At 62.8% G+C, this 18,425-nt stretch carries 15 protein-coding genes and 1 pseudogene; 6 read left to right on the top strand and 10 right to left on the bottom strand.

Annotated features, from left to right (window positions below; translation table 11 throughout):
- Position 1 precedes the first annotated feature (1 nt).
- A complete protein-coding gene (locus tag SKC41_RS28120) occupies positions 2–772 on the bottom strand; it encodes an SDR family NAD(P)-dependent oxidoreductase (RefSeq protein WP_330980975.1) in 771 nt (256 codons plus the stop codon).
- Between the two features lie 182 nt (positions 773–954).
- On the opposite strand from SKC41_RS28120, the gene SKC41_RS28115 reads away from it, so the two are divergent.
- The gene (locus SKC41_RS28115; protein ID WP_330981077.1) at positions 955–2,142 is read left to right on the top strand and encodes a cytochrome P450; all 1,188 of its coding nucleotides are present in this window, start codon (positions 955–957) and stop codon (positions 2,140–2,142) included.
- Position 2,143: 1 nt separating this feature from the next.
- Complete coding sequence (locus SKC41_RS28110; protein ID WP_330980974.1) at positions 2,144–2,956, top strand: mycofactocin-coupled SDR family oxidoreductase; 813 nt, start codon at positions 2,144–2,146, stop codon at positions 2,954–2,956.
- 111 nt (positions 2,957–3,067) lie between these two features.
- Here the strand turns inward: SKC41_RS28110 and SKC41_RS28105 are convergent, their stop codons facing one another.
- A complete protein-coding gene (locus SKC41_RS28105; protein WP_330980973.1) occupies positions 3,068–3,697 on the bottom strand; it encodes a carboxymuconolactone decarboxylase family protein in 630 nt (209 codons plus the stop codon).
- A gap of 44 nt (positions 3,698–3,741) precedes the next feature.
- Here SKC41_RS28105 and SKC41_RS28100 point away from each other — a divergent pair, with 44 nt between their 5' ends.
- Complete coding sequence (locus SKC41_RS28100) at positions 3,742–4,557, top strand: SDR family NAD(P)-dependent oxidoreductase (protein ID WP_330980972.1); 816 nt, start codon at positions 3,742–3,744, stop codon at positions 4,555–4,557.
- Positions 4,558–4,623: 66 nt separating this feature from the next.
- Here SKC41_RS28100 and SKC41_RS28095 read toward each other — a convergent pair whose 3' ends face one another.
- A complete protein-coding gene (locus tag SKC41_RS28095; protein WP_330980971.1) occupies positions 4,624–5,802 on the bottom strand; it encodes an acyl-CoA dehydrogenase family protein in 1,179 nt (392 codons plus the stop codon).
- Positions 5,803–6,148: 346 nt separating this feature from the next.
- Between SKC41_RS28095 and SKC41_RS28090 the strand changes: the two genes are divergently transcribed.
- Complete coding sequence (locus SKC41_RS28090; protein ID WP_330980970.1) at positions 6,149–6,415, top strand: hypothetical protein; 267 nt, start codon at positions 6,149–6,151, stop codon at positions 6,413–6,415.
- 626 nt (positions 6,416–7,041) lie between these two features.
- Here the strand turns inward: SKC41_RS28090 and SKC41_RS28085 are convergent.
- Complete coding sequence (locus SKC41_RS28085) at positions 7,042–7,560, bottom strand: AMP-binding enzyme (RefSeq protein WP_442931841.1); 519 nt, start codon at positions 7,558–7,560, stop codon at positions 7,042–7,044.
- 1,182 nt (positions 7,561–8,742) lie between these two features.
- Positions 8,743–9,915: a mandelate racemase/muconate lactonizing enzyme family protein gene (locus SKC41_RS28075; RefSeq protein WP_330980969.1), complete on the bottom strand. Its 1,173-nt coding sequence runs from the start codon at positions 9,913–9,915 to the stop codon at positions 8,743–8,745.
- A 620-nt stretch (positions 9,916–10,535) separates the two neighbouring features.
- On the opposite strand from SKC41_RS28075, the gene SKC41_RS28070 reads away from it, so the two are divergent.
- Together SKC41_RS28070 and SKC41_RS28065 are read left to right on the top strand one after the other, a co-directional pair.
- Positions 10,536–12,002, top strand: a complete 1,467-nt coding sequence (locus SKC41_RS28070) for an aldehyde dehydrogenase (RefSeq protein ID WP_330980968.1) — start codon at positions 10,536–10,538, stop codon at positions 12,000–12,002.
- 48 nt (positions 12,003–12,050) lie between these two features.
- Positions 12,051–13,340, top strand: coding sequence for an amidohydrolase family protein (locus SKC41_RS28065; RefSeq protein WP_330980967.1), 1,290 nt, complete (start codon positions 12,051–12,053; stop codon positions 13,338–13,340).
- A 54-nt stretch (positions 13,341–13,394) separates the two neighbouring features.
- Here SKC41_RS28065 and SKC41_RS28060 read toward each other — a convergent pair.
- The 5 genes and pseudogenes from SKC41_RS28060 to SKC41_RS28040 all read right to left on the bottom strand — a co-directional run bounded on the left by SKC41_RS28060 (position 13,395) and on the right by SKC41_RS28040 (position 18,339).
- Positions 13,395–13,874: pseudogene (locus tag SKC41_RS28060) on the bottom strand (NADPH-dependent FMN reductase).
- A 51-nt stretch (positions 13,875–13,925) separates the two neighbouring features.
- Positions 13,926–14,411, bottom strand: a complete 486-nt coding sequence (locus SKC41_RS28055) for a hypothetical protein (RefSeq protein ID WP_330980966.1) — start codon at positions 14,409–14,411, stop codon at positions 13,926–13,928.
- 333 nt (positions 14,412–14,744) lie between these two features.
- Positions 14,745–15,833, bottom strand: coding sequence for a Zn-dependent alcohol dehydrogenase (locus SKC41_RS31925; protein WP_442931840.1), 1,089 nt, complete (start codon positions 15,831–15,833; stop codon positions 14,745–14,747).
- Positions 15,834–15,835: 2 nt separating this feature from the next.
- Positions 15,836–17,053 carry a cytochrome P450 gene (locus SKC41_RS28045; protein WP_330980964.1) on the bottom strand — a complete coding sequence of 406 codons (1,218 nt, stop codon included), beginning with the start codon at positions 17,051–17,053 and terminating at the stop codon, positions 15,836–15,838.
- 101 nt (positions 17,054–17,154) lie between these two features.
- Positions 17,155–18,339, bottom strand: coding sequence for an amidohydrolase family protein (locus tag SKC41_RS28040; RefSeq protein ID WP_330980963.1), 1,185 nt, complete (start codon positions 18,337–18,339; stop codon positions 17,155–17,157).
- Positions 18,340–18,425: the final 86 nt, after the last annotated feature.

The following is an 18,425-nucleotide window of genomic DNA, read 5'->3' as shown; positions in this document are numbered from 1 at the left end:
GTCAGACGCCAGCGGGTCCGGGCGCGCCGTGCATGTAGAGGGTCTGACCCGAGCAGAAGCTCGACGCGTCGGAAGCGAAAAAAAGCACGCCGTAGCCGATTTCGTCTGGTTCGCCGAGGCGACCAAGCCCATTACTGAGCGCAATAGCCTCGGGATCCAATCCGTAGCGCGCCGCGTCGTCGGTCAATGTGGCCGCCCGGACGGCGCCGACGGCGATGGCGTTCACGCGAATGCCTTTCTTCGCCCATGCCGCCGCCATGGATCCAGTCAGGTTGTTCACCGCAGCCTTGGCGGCGCCGTAGGGAGCGGCTTGCGGCATGGCCAGAAGGCTTGCGCCCGAGGATATATTGACTATCGCGCCCTTGCCCTGATCCATCATCGGCTTCGCAGCCGCCTTCGAAAGATGCCACACGGCCTTGAAGTTCAAGGCGAGGACGTTCTCGAAGTCGTCGTCCGGCCACTTCAGGATCGACTTGGTCTCGGCGCCGCCAGCGCAATTCACCAGCACATCGAGCCGGCCAAACTCGGCCACAGTGGCGTCGACCAGCTTACGACAAGCCTCGGCGGTGGTGACATCCGTCGAAACAGGCAAGGCGCGTCGCCCCCACGCGGCTACCTCCTTGGCGGTGGACTCAAGCGGGTCGGGACGGCGGCCGGCCAACACAACGTCAGCCCCGTGTTCGGCGAGCACCAGAGCCGCGGCTCGGCCAATGCCCGTACCACCGCCAGTTATGAGCGCAACGCGTCCATCGAGCGAGAACCGACTGCTCATTACACTCCTCGAGTTCGTATCCAGCCGACTTCAATGGTCACCAACTGGGTTGTACGATCGTATAGCATATGCCGAGTTCCACGTGGCGATATCGCATGGTTGCCCGCCGAAGACCGGCTCCTGTACGGTCGTATAGCATACGCCCGGTGCACGCATGCCAAACCAGCCCCGAGGAGCCGACGTTGAGCGATCTGTACTACGACCCATGGGACTTCGACATCGACCTCGATCCTTATCCCACCTACCGTCGCCTTCGAGATGAATGTCCGGTCTACTACAACGATCGGCATGACTTCTGGGGCGTGAGCCGCTACGCCGACGTAGATTCCGCGCTCAAGGACACGGCGCGACTCAGCTCTGCTAAGGGCGACATCCTCGAAGTGGTCATGGCGGATCCCGTGATGCCGCCGGGCATCTTCATCAACGAGGACCCACCGCTTCACACCATTCACCGCGCCATCGTGTCCCGTGCGTTCACCCCGAAGAAGATGCGCGCGATCGAGGACAAGGTCCGAAACTTCTGCATCGCGTGCCTCGATCCCCTCGTCGGCGGGGGTCGATTCGACTTCGTACAAGACCTTGGCGCCGAACTTCCCATGCGCACCATCGGCATGCTGGCCGGGATTCCCGATGCCGAACAGCCCGCGGTCCGCGAGCACGCAAACCAGGTGCTCCGCAACGAGCCAGGCAAGCCCATGGAAATCAAAAAGGATCGCTACTTCACTGGTGAGATGTTCGGCGAATACGTCGAGTGGCGCGAGAAGAACCCATCCGATGATCTGATCACCGAACTGCTCAACGTCGAATTCGAAGACGAGACGGGAACGACCCGCAAACTGACCAAGCAGGAACTCATCGTGTTCCTGGCCGTCGTTGCCGGCGCGGGTGTGGAAACGACCGGTCGCCTCTTCGGCTGGATGGGCAAGGTATTGGCCGAACATCCCGACCAGCGCAAGGAATTGGCCCAGGATCACGGGTTGATCCCGACGGCCATTGAGGAACTGCTGCGCTACGAACCGCCCGGCCCGCACGTCGCGCGCTACGTCACGACCGACGACGTCACCTTCCAAGACCAGGTGGTTCCGGCTGGCAGCGCCCTGTTACTGATGCTGGCATCGGCCAACCGCGACGAACGGCACTTCGAGGAGCCAGACAAGTTCGACATCCACCGCAAGCCGGGCGGACACCTCACCTTCGGCCGCGGGGCGCACTTCTGCGTCGGTTCTCCGCTGGCCCGCCTGGAGGGTCGAGTGGCCCTCGAAGAGGTGCTCAAGCGGTGGCCAGAATGGGACATCGACATGGCCGGGGCGCGACGCTCGCGCACCTCGACGGTGCGCGGCTGGGACAGCATGCCGGCGATCATCGCCTGACATGAGCGCGACGAAGAACCGTGTCGCGGTCGTCACCGGCGCCGCCCGTGGGCAGGGCCGCAGTCATGCCGTTGCTCTCGCCGCCGAGGGTATCGATGTCATTGCCGTCGACAGGTGTGCCGACATCGACGCAATCCCCTACCCGCTGGCCACTTCCGAAGACCTCGACGAGACCGCCCGATTGGTCCGCGAGGCCGGCGGGCGGATCAAGGCCGTGGTCGCCGACGTCCGCGACCTGGCCGCGTTGCAGGCCGGGATCAATTCGGGCATTGACGAATTCGGAGAGCTCGACGTCGTGGTGGCCAACGCCGGCGTTGTCGGAATGGGTCTGACCGATCCGCTCGACGAGGAAGTGTTCCACGCTGTCGTCGACACCAATCTCCTCGGCGTGTGGCACACCATCGCCGCGACGGCACCGTCAATGATCCGCGGGGGCAACGGCGGAACGATGGTTCTGATCAGCTCGGTGCAGGGCCTGGTCGGCCGTGGCGGCGACGGGAGCGCCGCCGCTTTTGCGTACGCGGCATCTAAAAACGGGGTGGTCGGGCTGATGCGGTCTGCTTCCTACGCCTATGCCGAGCACAACATCCGGGTAAATTCGGTGGATCCCACCGGCGACGCCACCACACCCGTGATCTTCGACGAGCGCATGACGCGCATCGTCGACCCGAGCCCGACGGCGGGCAATCCATTGACGGTGCCCGACGTCGAACACAGCGACGTCACTAACGCCGTGTTGTTTCTGATCAGTCACACGGCGCGCTACATCACAGGAGCAACGCTGCCGGTGGGCGCCGGCGTCGCCGCCAAATAGCTCCGTCAGCTTTGGATCGTCCGAAAGCAGTTTGGCCAGTACGCTTTCGGCCCCATCCAGCTCCGTCGATGAAGTAGTCGAATCTCACCTGCCGCCCTTTTTCCCGTGCTTTCAAGGCGACGGCATGAAGGGGGAAGTTGGCAGTGGCGGCACGCCGCTCGTGTCGACGCCGTCCTCGACTTGCAGACCCCAGCTGTTGAATGCCATGGCCAGGCACGTATAGGTGCCGACAATGAAAGGCAATTCGACGAGTTGGCGCTCATCGAGCACTTCGGCAAGACGGCTCCAGGTATCCGCCTCGATGCGGTAGTGGTCCAGAAGTTCGTCGGCTGCCGCGACCAGGTCGCGTTCCAGAGGTGTCCACGATTCGGAGGTACCTGACGCGATCGCGGCGATATCGCCTGGTGTCAGGCCGTAGCGTTCGGCAAGCCGGACGTGATGCACCCACTCGTACTGGGCGCGGGTACGCCACGCGACCCGCAACAGCATCAATTCACGAGCGCGGTGGCCGATAGCGGGTTGTTGCAACAGCACGTTGCCGAACCGATTGAACGGACCAGCCAGCGCAGGGTGGTGCAGCATCGTGGCCAGCACGTTGGGTGTAAGACCCGGCTGCTGGAACGCGGCAATGGCCTTGTCCGGGAAGGCATCGCGCAATGCGTCCACATGTTCAGCCCCCCACTGATCGTTCGAGAGGGGCGCCAGGCGGGAGCCGTCGCCAGTGCGAGCATCCACAGTCATATAACGACTGTACAGATGTACAGCATCGGTGCTACGTTCGGCCTATGACCCTTGCTCCCGAATCAGCTGGCACTGCTGCTGGGCGTGGGCGCCTCCAGGGCCGGCGCATCATCGTGGTCGGCGCGGGAACGCGGCCATCGCCCGACCCTGAGGTCACCATCGGCAATGGTCGCGCAATCGCCGTGCTATGCGCCCGGGAAGGCGCACGCGTCGCCTGTGTCGACGTCGACGCGGATGCCGCGGCTCACACCGCGGATCTCATTGAGCAGGAGGGCAATTCCCCGGCAGTGACTGTCGTCGCAGATGTTCGCGATGCCAGCGCGTGCAAGCGACTCGTCGAGGAAGCAAACGAGAAGCTGGCCGGCATTGACGGCGTGGTTGCCAACGTCGGGTACGGAGAAGGCAAAGGACTAGAGGGCACAACACCCGAACTGTGGGACGACATCTTCGCAGTCAACGTGCGGTCGCACTTCCTGATAGCCCGGGCCGCGATGCCCCTGCTCGACGACGACGGGGCATTCGTGTTCATCGGCTCGGCCGCCGGACTGAAGGCAGGCACCCGATTTCCCGCCTACGACTCCAGTAAGGCGGCCCTGTTCGGACTCACTCGTCATGTGGCCCTCGAAGGAGCACAGCGGCGCATCCGGGCGAACTACGTCATTCCCGGTCCAGTCGACACCCCGCTCGGCCGCGTCGGCGATAGCACTGTAACCGGGAGGACGAAGATCCGTTGGCCGCTCGGCCGCCAGGCCAGTGCGTGGGACATCGCTTACGCAACAGTCTTCATGCTGAGCGCGGAGTCCGCCTACATCACCGCGCAGTCACTCGTCGTCGACGGTGGGATCACACAGTTCGGCTAAGCGCCAGTGGCCGAACTCAAAAAGCACCAAACACATTCGCACACCCGGTCACTGGAGCAATTGCATCTATCCGCGCGGCAATCCGAGGACGCGCTGGGCGATGATGTTGCGCTGAATCTCGGAGGTACCGCCAGCGATGGTGGCACCAAAGCTGCGCAGGTACCGGTCGAACCAGTTGCTGGTGTAGGCCTCCAGATGATAAGGCGAGAACGGACTGGTTTGGCCCGAATGACGCAGCCCCTCGACGCCAGCGGTCGTGAGCGCCGCATGTGCCGCTGTTTGAATAGCCTCCGAGCCAAGCAGTTTGAGAACCGACATCGACGCGGGGTCGGCAGCCCCGCGGGCATCGCGCGCCAGCTCTGCGGATCCGAGAAGGAGTAGCGACCACGTGTCCATGGCGAGAGTTGCGTAGGCGTCACGGTCGACGGCGCTGCTCGGTGTCCAGTCATCGAGAAACTCCTGCAGCCGATCGGCGTAGCTGAGCCACAACAAGGTCCGTTCGTGACCGAGTGAGGAATTGGCGACCGTCCAGCCCTCGTTCAAGTTGCCCACAAGATTGTCGGCGGGCACCCGTGCGTCGGAGAAGAACACCTCGTTGAAGTCAACATCGTCGAGCCCACACGCCGAGGCGAACGGACGTCGCGTCACCCCCGGCGTGTCAGTCGGAATCAACAGGACGCTGATCCCCTTGTGCTTGGGCGCGGAAGCGTCGGTGCGGACCAAGGTGAACAGAACGTCTGCGTCGTGTGCTCCCGACGTCCACACCTTCTGCCCGTTGACCACGAAATGGTCCCCTTCGCGCACCGCTCGCGTACGCAGCGACGCGAGATCCGAACCAGCTCCGGGTTCGCTCATCCCCAGGGCGGCAACGATCTCGGCCCGCAAAATGGGCACCGCCCAGCGTGCATGCTGATCGGTGGTGCCGTGCTGGATCAGCGATGCGGCGATGATCCCGACACCCTGCGGGTTGAATGTTTGATAGATGCGCCTTCTTGACAACTCCTGGAAGTACACGTACTGCTCGACAACCGTCGCATTCCGACCGCCAAAGGCAGGCGGATAACCGGGCTGCAGCCACCCGTTGTCGAATAGGAGGCGTTGCCACCGACGGGCCCACGGCGGAACGTCGGCACTAGAGCGAGGGCGCTGCCCCGCGGCTTCGGCTTCGTTAGGCAGGTGCTCGGTCAAGAAGTCCACAAATTCAGCCCGAAAGGCTTCGACATCGGCATCGAAGTGCAGCTGCACGGCACCTCCTCATGGTGGTCAGCCCGGGGGTGACAAGACACTGTACGACTGTATAGCACAGATGCGGGAGCTGTCGCTCCACACCCGGCGACCAGCACACCGGCGCCTAGCGGGTGGACAGCGCCACCTGCTGGCCGTGGGCCAACAACAAGTTGGACTTCGGCGTGGCCGACCACAACTTCGACTACGACCGCGGCTGGTTGACCTGGTCATCAACACCGATGACTCCGAGGGCAACATGCCGGCACCGGCGGATTGGATGGTATGGCCTAACTGGTCAGCGGTCTCGGTTTCCCGCCACCGATGAGGGGTCAGACGCCAAGGCCGAGAGGCTACTGTGCGCGACTTGCCGAAGGATGTCGGTAGCCAGTGGGACAATCGCCGAATTGCAATCCGCAGACCCGCGCCGACCATTGGATACCAACGCGACCGTGAGCGATACTTTGCCGCGCACTACTTTCCGCCAATCGACAAGCTGCTGGCGGCGGGCAATACGTACACATTCGTGGCGGGTTACGTTGTCGCACTTGGTATTGACGGCATGAACGCTGATATAGCTCTCAAGCGCATCTACGTCCCACCAACAAGCGGGCGTCGTTCAAGGCGCTTCTAGCGCATTCAAACCCAAGGTGGAGAACCAAAGCACCAAGATGACCGAAGACCATGACTTGCGACCCGCAGATGGCCAGAGCTGGACTACATCAACTCTGCCTTGCGCCTGTCGATCTCGACGGTCAACGGGTGAAGAGATAGGCATGAATACCAAGGCGTACCGCAGACTCTTTGGGCCACCCGATGGAGGCAATCGCGGTCACCGCCAGCAGCCGAAGCGGACAACGAACCGACAGCGCCGAAAGATGTGACCGCTCATCCTGGACCAAGGCGACCCACCCCCGGTTGGGGGCATATGCGAAACGCCGCGCCAACCGCCGCGGGTCGGGCTTATTCGGCGATCCTCAGCCCGCCAGCTTTGACGAGTACGGAGCCCTAGCGCTTTCCTGCGGTGTATCGGGCTGCAATCCGCAGGGGGCGGGCACGCTCGTCAGAGATGACGGCCGAGGAAACCAAATGGCCAGGGGTTGCGCTGTGCGCCAAGCACTTTCGGTACTCGTAGCGGCCACACAGCTGCCAGGTCCATGACTATCCTTTCGGCGTCGCAGACAAACGCACGCCCATGGCCAATTCGGCCTGCTCAGTCATAGCGGCAGCCTTCTTTCGTGATGTGGCCCCCTGTCCTTCTCAAGTATCCGTCAGCTGAGCCCTCAGAAGTTTCCCGGTCTCGTTGCGTGGCAACGCGTCCACGAACAGCACATCGCGCGGCACCTTGTGCCGGGCAAGACGAGACCGAACATAGGATTTCAGCTCTTCATCGTTCAGGCTCGGGGTTGAGCGCGCAACGACGAAGGCGCGCAGTCGTTTTCCCAACTCGGCGTCGTTGACGCCGATGACCGCGGCCTCGACGATATCCGGGTGGCCGTCGAGAAGGTTCTCGACTTCGAGTGGGAAGACATTCTCTCCGCCGAAAACGATCATGTCATCGTCGCGCCCGTCGATGGACCACATGCCCGTTTCGTCGAAGTGTCCGGTGTCTCCGGTGGAGAGCATTCCCTCGACGACTTCCTTGCTCTGCCCATCGGTGTAACCAGTGAAGCTCAAACCGCTCGACACGAACAGGGTCCCGTTTGTCCGGCGACCGTGACCTTTCGACGCATCTCGTCGTAGGCCGTAAGCTGGCGACCGACGGGCGGTGTCTCCCACCAATTGCACACCTTTGGCACGTATTATGAGAGAAGCGGCGTCGTCCAGTCAGGTGAGAGAGCGGTAACACGAAGCGCGCGGCGTACGCAAGCCGAGCGCACGCTCGTCCTTCGCCCGCATCGCTTGCAGGACTGATTCCCGGGTGATGTCGGACAGCGCCACGTTCGCAATGTAGCGAAGAGGAGCAGATTATTTGGCGAAGTCGGGTGGTCCTCCGGGGAAGAAGTCGGGTGGCTTCCGGAGAACTGGTACCCGCGCTGAGGAACCGATGGTCACCGGTATTCGTCCAAGCCGGCATGGACAACACTGAACGCGAGGCGATTCGAGCCGAAGGCCTTGAACCTGACGACCCGGCCGTGATCATAGGTATCGATTTGGTCCGGTGGGAGCTGTTGATGCTGGAGGCTGAAGCGGTGACTCCGCCTGCTCTAGCCACTTTTCGACATCGGCACGGCGGTACATCACCCGTCGACCAAGCTTGAATGAGGGGGGACCGCGCCCGCTCCCACATGCCGCCAGTGCCGCAGGGTAGTGGTCGCCCTGCCCTAATGGGACACAGTGGTCCGCGGGCGGAGGCCGCCACGACGGGGCTGAAGTCCCCTCGCGCAGGGGACGGGACCGCAGAGGTCCAGGCGACCATTGGGGAGTGTCCTCTGCGGAGTCTCATTCCGGCGGGTGCGTTGGTGGCGGATAGACCCCACGCAGAGTCCACGGGAACCAGTTCATGACGTATTCCAGTTCATCACTGATGTCATAGTCGGGGCCAAAATCCATATACTCACTCCTCACACCACTGATGCGATGCCGGCACGGGCCGGACATTGCAATGAATCATCCTGCGGTCCAGCAGTTTCGATTGTGGGTCCGGAAGTCCGCACCTTGGAGCGCAGTGTCGGCCGGACATGATAACCCGTCGGTGAGGTCGATCCGATGGATCGGCTTCACTTCACCGACTCGACACTTCTCCTCCATCGGCTACCACGAAAGGTGTTGCCATCATTCGATTGCACCGTCCTGGCGAGCGCACTGTCAAAAGAATTAGCACTGTTTGACGTGGTAGTGCTACCACCATTTAGCGGTTGGGCTGAACGTGCGCAATGACCGTTAGAACCGCGAAATCCAGTTCACTGCAGAGTGTTTCGTTCATCGCGATACTCGATCCGACCTGTGGCGCCAGGCCGGCTAGCAGGTCAGCCGGTGCCACGATCCGCACGCGAACCGCTCTAGCCCGTCTGGACACGGCGTGAACCCGGATCCGGCGGCTGATCCCACTTCGAAAGTGCCATCAGCAGACAATGCCAACTCCTCGACGACCAGCGCATCGAACCAAGGCACGTATTCCAGCCAAACCTCCTCCTGTCGAAGCGTAGCAAGCAATTGCGCCGACACATGCGGATACAGATGCGGCAACATGGCGGCGCCGGAGTCATGTGCGGCTTCGGCGATGTTCTTCCACGCGCACAATCCCCCAACACGTTCGGGCTCACCGACGAGGTAACGAATGCCGTCAACGAGAAGTCCGTCGAGATCCGCACGCGTGAAGAGCGCTTCGCCAGTCGCGATCGGGACCGGGGATCGTTGAGCCAGCGAGCGGTAACCCAGACGGTCGCCGTGCGCCAGCGGGTCCTCGATCCATCGCAGATCGAAGTCGGAGAATCGCTCGGCAGCCAGCAAGGCGGTGTCGGCACAGTGCCAGCGCTGCAACGCGTCCACCATCAACGTCGTGTCGGCGGGCAGGCTACTTCTCACCGCCTGGATCCTATCGACGTCTTCGTCGATCGTGGGCTTGCCGACGATCATCTTCATTGCGCGGACACCTCGAGCGTGACTGGCCGCGGCTTCTTCGATCAGTTCGTCGACCGAGGCGTCCAGCATGAGTCCGGTCCGGTAGGCGCGCACACGGTCGCGTGTGCGCCCGAGGATGTCGGCCAAGCTGGCGTTGCGACGACGGCACACCAGGTCCTCGACGGCCATCTTGAGACCGGAGGCGGCGAAGGCGTTCACGCCCTGAGTGCCGAGAAAGGTCGTCGCACCGCGGATAGCACGGTCGATTCCCGCCAGGTCGCTCAACACGTGATTAGACACCTCGTTGGCGATGTTCCGTAAGGCCGCCTCGACTGGGAGTGCTTGGACCGAACGCTGAAACCACAGCAGGGAGAATCCCTGCACGCCGTCGTCGTCGGTAACGCGGATCACCACGGCGGGGAGATCCGTGGGAGTCCAACGTCCGTCCGGAAGCAGAAAGGACCGGACTCCGGTGGGGATAGCCAGGTGTCGTGATTCCACCAGCACCACGTGTGACGCCAGTAACGCAGGCTCGGTCGTGAGCGAGACTGTCGCGTCTGTCACTGTCACGCCGCGCCAGCCTGCCATCGAGCTTTGGTTTCACCCCGGTCGAGACGTACGAACACCATGCTGCACCTCCGTTGCGTTCACCTTGTACGCCATGGCCGTGGCCGCCTGCGAGCAGACGAGCGGGATATCGATGGCGGTCTCATGGCGACGCTATCCACCGCGAACTCCACCATCGTGGTTGCGTTAGCACCTGCTTCACCCGGCATGCGTGTGGATTGGACACTCGACAGCCACGATGGCGCCCGTGCTCCTGGACGATCGGCCCGGCCTCCCGAACACGTTATCTTGCATATCTTTTCGTAGCCAAGGATCGCGCTCGATCCTTTACCCGCCGGGTGTTGGCTATCCCACCTGCGGCCACTAAGCAGAGCAGTACCGCCACCACCCATCTGTCTTGACCATGCTTGTCCGCGCGGTGAAGCTAGTGATCACATCGCGCAAAGGCGAGGCGCCGACCGTCGACGCGAGCCACATGTCGTAACGGCCAACAAGACAACCGCACCAGCAGTGACCATTCGGCTCGGGGGCAGCGCATTCGCTACCTGGCGGCTCGCGATGCGACTACAGGCGGCGGACGTCGACATCGCGTGACCTAATCGATCTGGTGAGGTAGGTAAGAAATGTCAACTCGTCGCCCTGAGCGCGGTGAGCGTCAGCGCGACGCGATCTTCGTCGACGGCCAGTGGGTCGCGTCGACCGGCGCACCGCGCGACATCGTCTCGCCGGCCTCGCTCAAGGTCGTCGGACATGCGCCGGACGGAACACCGGAGGACATGGATCGTGCGGTAGCGGCCGCCCGACGCACCTTCGATGACGGCGCGTGGTCTGGGCTGCCGATCACCGAACGCGCCAGATATCTACAACGCGCGGGCGAGATCTTCGCCGAACGAGCCAGCGAACTCGCGTACCTCATCACGGATGAGATGGGCAGTCCGATCACCTTCTCGCATAACGCTCAAGGGCCGATAGCGCAACACATCCTGGCGTACTTCACCGCTCTCGCCGGGCGGTTTGAGATCGAGCAGCAGCGCACGGAACTCAGCCTGCCGGCCACGGTGATCCATGACCCGGCCGGCGTGGTAGCGGCGATCGCTCCGTGGAACTATCCGCAGGCGTTAATGCTGATGAAGATCGCGCCGGCGTTGGCCGCTGGATGCACCGTGGTCGCCAAGCCGTCACCGGAGACGGCGATCGACGGACTCGTGCTCGCGGAGGTCTTCGACGAGGCGGGCCTTCCGCCGGGCGTGCTCAACGTCGTCCCTGGTGACCGGGGAGCCGGGGAGCACCTGATCAGTCACCGCGACGTCGACCGGGTGGCTTTTACCGGGTCCACCGCGGCGGGACGGCGCGTCGCCGAGATCTGCGGGCGCGACCTGCGACGCTGCACGCTCGAGCTGGGCGGCAAGTCGGCGGCACTGATCCTGGACGACGCCGACGTCGAAGCGACCATGGCAGGCTTGCGTGACGCGGCCTTCCGCAACAGCGGTCAAACGTGTACCAATCAGACCCGCATTCTTGTGCCACGTACGCGGCTAGATGAATTCACCGATGCATTGTGCGACATGGTGGCCTCCCTGAAAGTTGGCGACCCGACTGACCCTGCCACCGAGATCGGCCCCATGGTGTCGCAGCGCCAACGAGAGCGGGTCGAGGGCTACGTCGCGCTCGGCCAGGACGAAGGGGCCAAGCTGACCGTCGGTGGCGGACGCCCGCCTGGCCTTGCCACCGGGTGGTACGTCGAACCCACCGTGTTCACCGGAGTGGACAACGGGATGCGGATTGCTCGTGAAGAAATCTTCGGACCGGTGGTGTGCGTCATTCCTTATGACGGCGACGCCGAAGGCCTGGCCATCGCGAACGACTCGGAATACGGCCTCGCAGGTAGCATTTGGAGCGCCAATTCGCAACGAGCGCTGGGCATCGCCAAGGGCCTGCGAACCGGGATGGTGCTCGTCAACGGCGAGGGCGGAAGCTTCGATGCGCCGTTCGGCGGCTTCCGTCACAGCGGCATAGGTCGCGAGTGCGGCATCGAAGGGTTGCTGACCTACACCGAGCCCAAACAAGTGCCATTGATCGAATCGCATTGAATTTCATGGAAAGCCGCGGCCAAGGCTACGAAAGGAAAAGGGGTCACCATGCCTAGCGATCTCGAAGATTCGCTGTCGGATTCGAGTATCTTCACGCTCGGTCCCGACGCCGAGTTGTCGTTCCTTCCGGAGCCGGAGCCGAGGGCGGTGTGGTGCCCAGTGATCTCCGTCGACGATCACGCGTTCGAACCAGCGACGTTGTTCGACGGGCTGCCGGCCAAGTTCCGCGATGCCGCGCCGAGGATGGTTGACGTCGACGGCCGGCCGGCCTGGCAAATTGGCGAGAAGCTCTACTTCTTCAGCGGTATGGACGGCGCCGCCAACCGTCCGATCAACGAGTGGCGCTCGATGAAGATGCGGCTCAAGGACTACCGCGCGTCGGTGTACGACACCAGCGCTCGTGTCAAGGACATGGACCTAGCCGGGGTGTGGGCGTCGCTGTGCTTTCCGTCGATCACGTGGGGCTTCGCAGGAACGACTCTGTCTCGGATGCCCGATAAGGAGCTCGGTTTCGCGTGCGTGCAGGCCTACAACGACTGGGTGGTCGAGGAATGGGTCGCTGGACATCCCGATCGCTTCATTCCCTGCCAGCTAGCCTTCCTGGCCGACGCCGAGTTCGCCGCCAAGGAGATCTACCGCAATGCGGAACGCGGTGTACACGCGGTGAGCTTCACGGAAAACCCTGCGCAGCTAGGATTTCCCAGTGTTCACTCTAACCACTGGGAGCCATTCTGGCGTGCTTGCGCAGACACTGAAACGGCGATCAATCTCCACATCGGGTCATCGGGCCGGATCAGTTGTCCGTCACCGGACACCCCCGTGCCCGCACAGGTTGCGCTGTTCCCGCTCAACGGCATCGAGACTGTGGTCGACTGGATCTTCTCGGGGGTACCGCAGCGCTATCCCGACATTCACATCATTCTGTCGGAAGCGGGTATCTCCTGGGTTCCCATGGTCGTGGAGCGACTCCACAGGGCCTACCGGCAGAAGAATGCCGAGCCTGAGGCGTGGCGGGGTGCGACCACGCATCCCGTGGAAGTGCTACATCGCAACTTCTGGTTCACCTCGATCGAGGACCCTTCGGCGTTCCGTCGACTCGACGTGATCAGCGAGGACCGGATGATGCTGGAAGTCGACTTCCCACACACCGACAGTTCGTGGCCCGACAGCCAAGAGCTCTTCCGGTCGGAGTTGGAGTCGCTGCCTACCGACACGATCAAAAAGATCTGCTATGGCAACGCCGCAGCGCTCTACCACCATCCGGAACCACCGCAGTCGATGCTCGCCGAATCGATGTTGCTCGCCGCCCCATCGGTCGGCCTCAAGATGCCGCAGTGACCGTCCGTCGCACCTCGGGCGTCGCGTCATCTGAGCTGGCATGCGATCACAGCATCAGGCGACCCTGCCGACAGGATTGATCAGTTCCTGCGCGAGCAGATCGAGTTGGGAGATAAGGTCTCGTCCACGAGTGTCCGCTCCTCGTTCCAGACAGCCAGGGGCCGAGTTGATAGCCACACCGAGCGGAGTAGGCCACGCGCGCAGCGCGTGACCAATCCTCCGCAGCTAGTCGAGTCGAGCGTAGCGACCGCCGCCTGCCACCCATAGGCGCAACCGATGCATCCCCACGGCGTTGTTATTCAGGTATACACCCGCCGATCGACACGCATGTCTTCCACATAGTCCAGCGCGTTCTTCACCAAACCCGACACCGCGCCGTCATATCCAGGTCGATATCTCGTCGCCGCCGAATAGCACGGTGCTGCCGCCTCGGCGTTCGACCGCGGAAAGGCAATCTCGCAGCGCACGTTCAGTAGACGAATTCGCTTGCAACGTCCTGCCCAAGCCAACTATCAATGGCTGCTTCTGGGTCACCACGCACGCCTTGCTGGCTGGCGAGAAACGGTTCCGCTAGGGGTGCTGCGGTTAGGTGGTGGAGGTCGAGGGCTGACCCTGCAGTCGCGAAGTCGCTTCGTGAACCCTAGTTGCGACATCATCGGCGTACGCGTCGTTCGCGTCGCTGATCGGCAGCATGCCGCGCGCCGAGGAGAAGATCTCAACGGACAGGCATCCCGAGTCGCCGGCCACGTGGGGGCCGTAGTACTCGCACGGGCTCGACGTCATGATATCGCCTGGTCGCAGTAGGTCGCCGTCGGGCAACGTGATCGACCCTTGAATGACGACCTCAACGCGGTAGCAGTCATGGGCGTGGCGTGGAAGGGTGTCGCCGGGGGCGATCTTCAGCATCGAGACGACGGGTGCTTCGGGATCGGTGGGTTCGTCACCCATAACGACCGACCCGAGATCCCAGCCCGGCATTACCTCTCGGGTGGCCTCACCAGCGAACCGCAACTGCGGGGGCGTAATGGCATCGAAGAAGCCAGGGTCGCCAACCTTGTAGTACTTCGGCATCGAGGGGACTTCCTCTCTGTGGGCTGGACGGTGGCGCCTCGACCGCCAGACAGGCCAGGCAACCTGCTGGCTCAAGGCGCATTCCGACGCTTCGAGTCTGACGCTACGGCTGCCCACAACGCTCGCCAAGTGCTGGCTGGTGATAGTGCCTGCGGTACCACTTTCGTGTGGTGAGTCGGCGGTGCAGGATCTCATCCAATTTATCCGGCGCATCACCGTGCAGTGGCCGTCGAGGGACGATTTGCGCAAGAGGCAGGAAACACGGCGACCCCGGCGCGGCGCCACGAAGCATCTGCTCTGTGCCAGCGGATGTCACGACCGACCTGGGTTTGATCAGAACGTCGTGATCACACTGCGCACGACATCGCCCGACAACATCGCCTTCATCGCCAGGTTGATGTCATCGAGCGAAACCTCCTGGGAGACAAGATCATCGGTCTTGAGCCGACCGTGTTCGATCAGATCGACAAATTTCTGGAAATCGCGCCGAACTTGCGCCGACCCGGCAACGCAGCCCTTCACCGTCTTCTCCTGAGACTGGAGATCGAAAGCAGGCAGCCGTATTTCACTATCCATTGGCCCATAACCGACCAGCACGACGATTCCCCCCTTGTCAATCATGCCGTAGGTCGCGGCAACCGTGTCCGGCCCGCCGACGACGTCGAAGGCGAAGTCGACCCCGCGACCGCGCAGCAGGTCCCTGACCTGTTCGACGGCCGGCTCCGTTGTCGGGTCGATCGCGTCGGTGGCGCCAATTCGCAGGGCGATCTCCCGCTTGGATGCCACCGGGTCCACGGCGATGATGCGCGCAGCGCCCGCGACAGCCGCACCTTGGATGACCGATTGTCCGACGCCACCACAGCCGACAATGGCTACGGTGGATCCCGGCTGCACACGGGCGGTGAACAGAGCCGCCCCGACTCCCGTAGTCATCCCGCAGCCCAAAAGCGCCAGATGTGCATCGGGAAGCTCGGACTCGATACGGACCACCGACGCCTCGTCACAGATCAAGGTGTCACTGAAGGTGCCGATTCCACTCATCGCCACTACCTGCGAGCCGTCAGGCCGTGTGCCCCTTGGCCGACGGAGAAACGCACCGAGTGCGTCGCACAGGTGACTGCGGCCGGATATGCAGTACGGGCAGGTGCCGCACGCGGGGCGAAAAGAAGCCACGACACGGTCGCCTACCGCGACTCGCGACACTTGCGGCCCGATCTCGGCCACCACCCCAGCGCCCTCGTGCCCACCGATCATCGGTCCGGAGAACATCGTCGGAAACAGTCCGTTGCGCATCGACAGGTCCGTGTGGCAGATGCCGCTCGCGCGCACCTCCACGATCACGTCCCGCGGGCCCGGCGGCAACGGATCGACCGACTCCACCGATAGATCGGACCCCAGTGTGTGCAGCACCGCCGAGCGCATCGCTAGTTCGCCGTCCGGAAACGCACGGGCAGATAGTCGACGCCCATCATCTGCCCCATCATGAGCTGCGGATTGTGACGCGGAGTTCCGACCAGCTCGAGCTCCGGCCGCTTGGCAAGTGCTTCGAGGAGAACGTGGATTTCCGCGCGCGCCAAGGTCGCTCCTGCGCAGTAGTGCGGCCCGATTCCGAACGCAACATGCTGCCGCGGATTGACTCTCCTGGGGCAGAACAACTCCGGATCATCGAAACGTTCGGGGTCGCGATTAGCGGCGGCATATAGCAGTACCAGCCGTTCTCCTTCGGACAGCTCGCAGCCGTTCAGTGTCGTCGGGTTGGTGACGGTGCGGAACATGGTATGCACGGGCGGAAGCAGCCGCAGGCCCTCCTCCACGATTCCCTCGAACGTCACGTCGCCCGAACGTATTTCGGCCTGCAGTTCAGGCCGAACCACAAGCTGGTGAACCAGGCTTCCGATCGCATGTGCCGTGGTCTCGAATCCGGCGAAGACGAACGTCCGGAAGATGTTCTTCAGTTCGTCATCGGTTAGCGGGCGACCGCCAAAGTCCATCTGCACCAGCGTAGTCAGGTAGTCCGATCCGGGATGTTCACGACGCTGATTGCAGTGCACGACGGCTAGGCCGTCGAGTTCTTGGAGCGCTTCGACCATCTTCGGCGTTCCCGCGTGCTCGAGCACCTTGGTGGCAAACGCCTGCATTTGTTCGTTGGCGTCCTCGCCGAGCCCCAGCAGATGTCCGACCGCGCGAACCGGTATCTGTACCGCCACGTTCTGCACGAAGTCCACGTCATCGCCTGCGGCGAAGGCGTTGAGCATGCGATGGGTGAGATCCTCCAGGTACGGCACGAGTTTCCGGACACGAGGCGCACTGAGCACCTCCATGAACAGCTTTCGGTACGCGATGTGCTCGGGACCGTCGAATTCGATGGGGATACTCGGTGGCCGGCCCTCGTGCGTGGGGTGCATGACGCCGTCGCGTGCCGAGGAGAACGTCTTGGTGTCCTTCTCTACCTCGACCACATCGTTGTAGCGGGTGACGAGTGCATAGCCGCCGTGCGCGTCCGTCTTCGGCACCGGGCACCCGTGGCTCAGGCGAGCGTATACCTGTTGCAGCACCGTGTAGTTCATCCCGACGTCGAGATGATCAAAGTTCGAGGAGAGTCGTTCGACGTCCCCGATGTTCGGTACGTCGGTATCCGTCATTCGTGTCATATCAGCCTTGAATTTTGTTGTTAGTGGGGTATTTGCGCTTCGCCAAACGGCAGCCGGCGTTTCGCCGTACCGGTCAACTCACCTTCATCCGATCAGTCCGGCAGCAGCAGCTCTCCGTTAGTGGTGAAGAACTGTTCGCTGGCGATCGCCGGCGCGGTGGCCAATGCGTCGGCGAGCACGGTCCGAGAATCTTTGCCGCCCTCAACGTGGGGGTAGTCGGTGGCGTAGCAGAACATCGACCACACGTTGGGGTGTTGTTCGTAGTAACGTGCCAGCGGCTCGAAGTAGAACGGCGTGACCCGTATGTTGCGAGCTAAGTACTCTGAGGGCCGCATGCTCAGGGTGTCCTTCAGCCGGGACCGGAACATCGTTGCGGCCCAGATGTCCAGCCGGTCGGCGAGCGGACCGGCCCATCCGGCCGCCAATTCGATGGCGCCGAAACGCAACGTGGGATGGCGCTCGAACACTCCTCCGAGCACCATCGTGGACACCATGTTCTCCGCGCAGTAGTGGATATTGGTGGCGCGGTATGGCTCGATAGGCAGTTCGATACTCGACTTGTCCGAGGGGTGGAATACCTCAACGCCCTTCGACCAAGCCGAAGTGGTGATGAATCCGTTGTCGGTGCCTAGGTGGATGGTAACTGGGACATCGGCCTCTGCCGCCAATCGCCAAAACGGGTCGAGCTGGGGGTGTGCCGGCGACGCACCGGCAGGCGGCACATTGGCCGGGATCATCAGAGCCCTGATGCCGCGGTCGATCGCACTGCGCGCTTGGTCGATGATCGATTCCACCGAGGTATCAGTCATCACGATCCCGACGGGCCGCACGCGATCGGAGGTGGACCGCGTGATCTCGGCCGCCCACTCGTTGTGCGCAGCAACTGCGAGTCGGCCGATCTCGCGACCGTCGAACTTATCGGCGTCGAAACCCAACCACACCTGTGCATTTGGATCATTGACCAAGATCAGCGCGAACAGCCCGAACGTGGGAAACACTAGCTGACGCGAGATGCCCATTTCGTCGAGCACCGCGGGCCGTCGACGCAGGTCGATTGCCGACGGGGCGCTGGCCCCCTTGAGCTGCCACACCGTCTCCTGATTGATCGGAGTGATGTCGCCGACCAGACCGGGAACCGACAGCGGGTTGGCCCGCGTCCGAGTCAGGATGTCGAACCCGACTTCGTTGATGCGACTTGCGATCTCGTCACCGAACACCTCTCCCCAAAGTTCCAGCGGCGCCATCTCGTGGCTGTCGACATCGAGAACCGTTGACACGTCTTCCTCCTCGTGGGACCTGCCTACCTTCACCGTGATGCTGCGCTGGTGGAGCGACGCGCACAAGTCGCTGCTCATGCTGGTAT

This window comes from Mycobacterium sp. 050128, assembly GCF_036409155.1.
In the GTDB taxonomy this organism is placed as follows: Bacteria; Actinomycetota; Actinomycetes; order Mycobacteriales; family Mycobacteriaceae; genus Mycobacterium.
The sequence above is the reverse complement of the archived record's forward strand: the minus strand, read 5'-3'. Positions and strand labels throughout refer to the sequence as shown.

Bases quoted from the DNA above. Each gene is read 5' to 3' on its own strand.
- SKC41_RS28120 (WP_330980975.1), bottom strand. From the start codon at position 772: ATGAGCAGTCGGTTCTCGCTCGATGGACGCGTTGCGCTCATAACTGGC.
- SKC41_RS28110 (WP_330980974.1), top strand. From the start codon at position 2,144: ATGAGCGCGACGAAGAACCGTGTCGCGGTCGTCACCGGCGCCGCCCGT.
- SKC41_RS28105 (WP_330980973.1), bottom strand. From the start codon at position 3,697: ATGACTGTGGATGCTCGCACTGGCGACGGCTCCCGCCTGGCGCCCCTC.
- SKC41_RS28100 (WP_330980972.1), top strand. From the start codon at position 3,742: ATGACCCTTGCTCCCGAATCAGCTGGCACTGCTGCTGGGCGTGGGCGC.
- SKC41_RS28070 (WP_330980968.1), top strand. From the start codon at position 10,536: ATGTCAACTCGTCGCCCTGAGCGCGGTGAGCGTCAGCGCGACGCGATC.
- SKC41_RS28065 (WP_330980967.1), top strand. From the start codon at position 12,051: ATGCCTAGCGATCTCGAAGATTCGCTGTCGGATTCGAGTATCTTCACG.
- SKC41_RS28055 (WP_330980966.1), bottom strand. From the start codon at position 14,411: ATGCCGAAGTACTACAAGGTTGGCGACCCTGGCTTCTTCGATGCCATT.
- SKC41_RS31925 (WP_442931840.1), bottom strand. From the start codon at position 15,833: ATGCGCTCGGCGGTGCTGCACACACTGGGGTCCGATCTATCGGTGGAG.
- SKC41_RS28045 (WP_330980964.1), bottom strand. From the start codon at position 17,053: ATGACGGATACCGACGTACCGAACATCGGGGACGTCGAACGACTCTCC.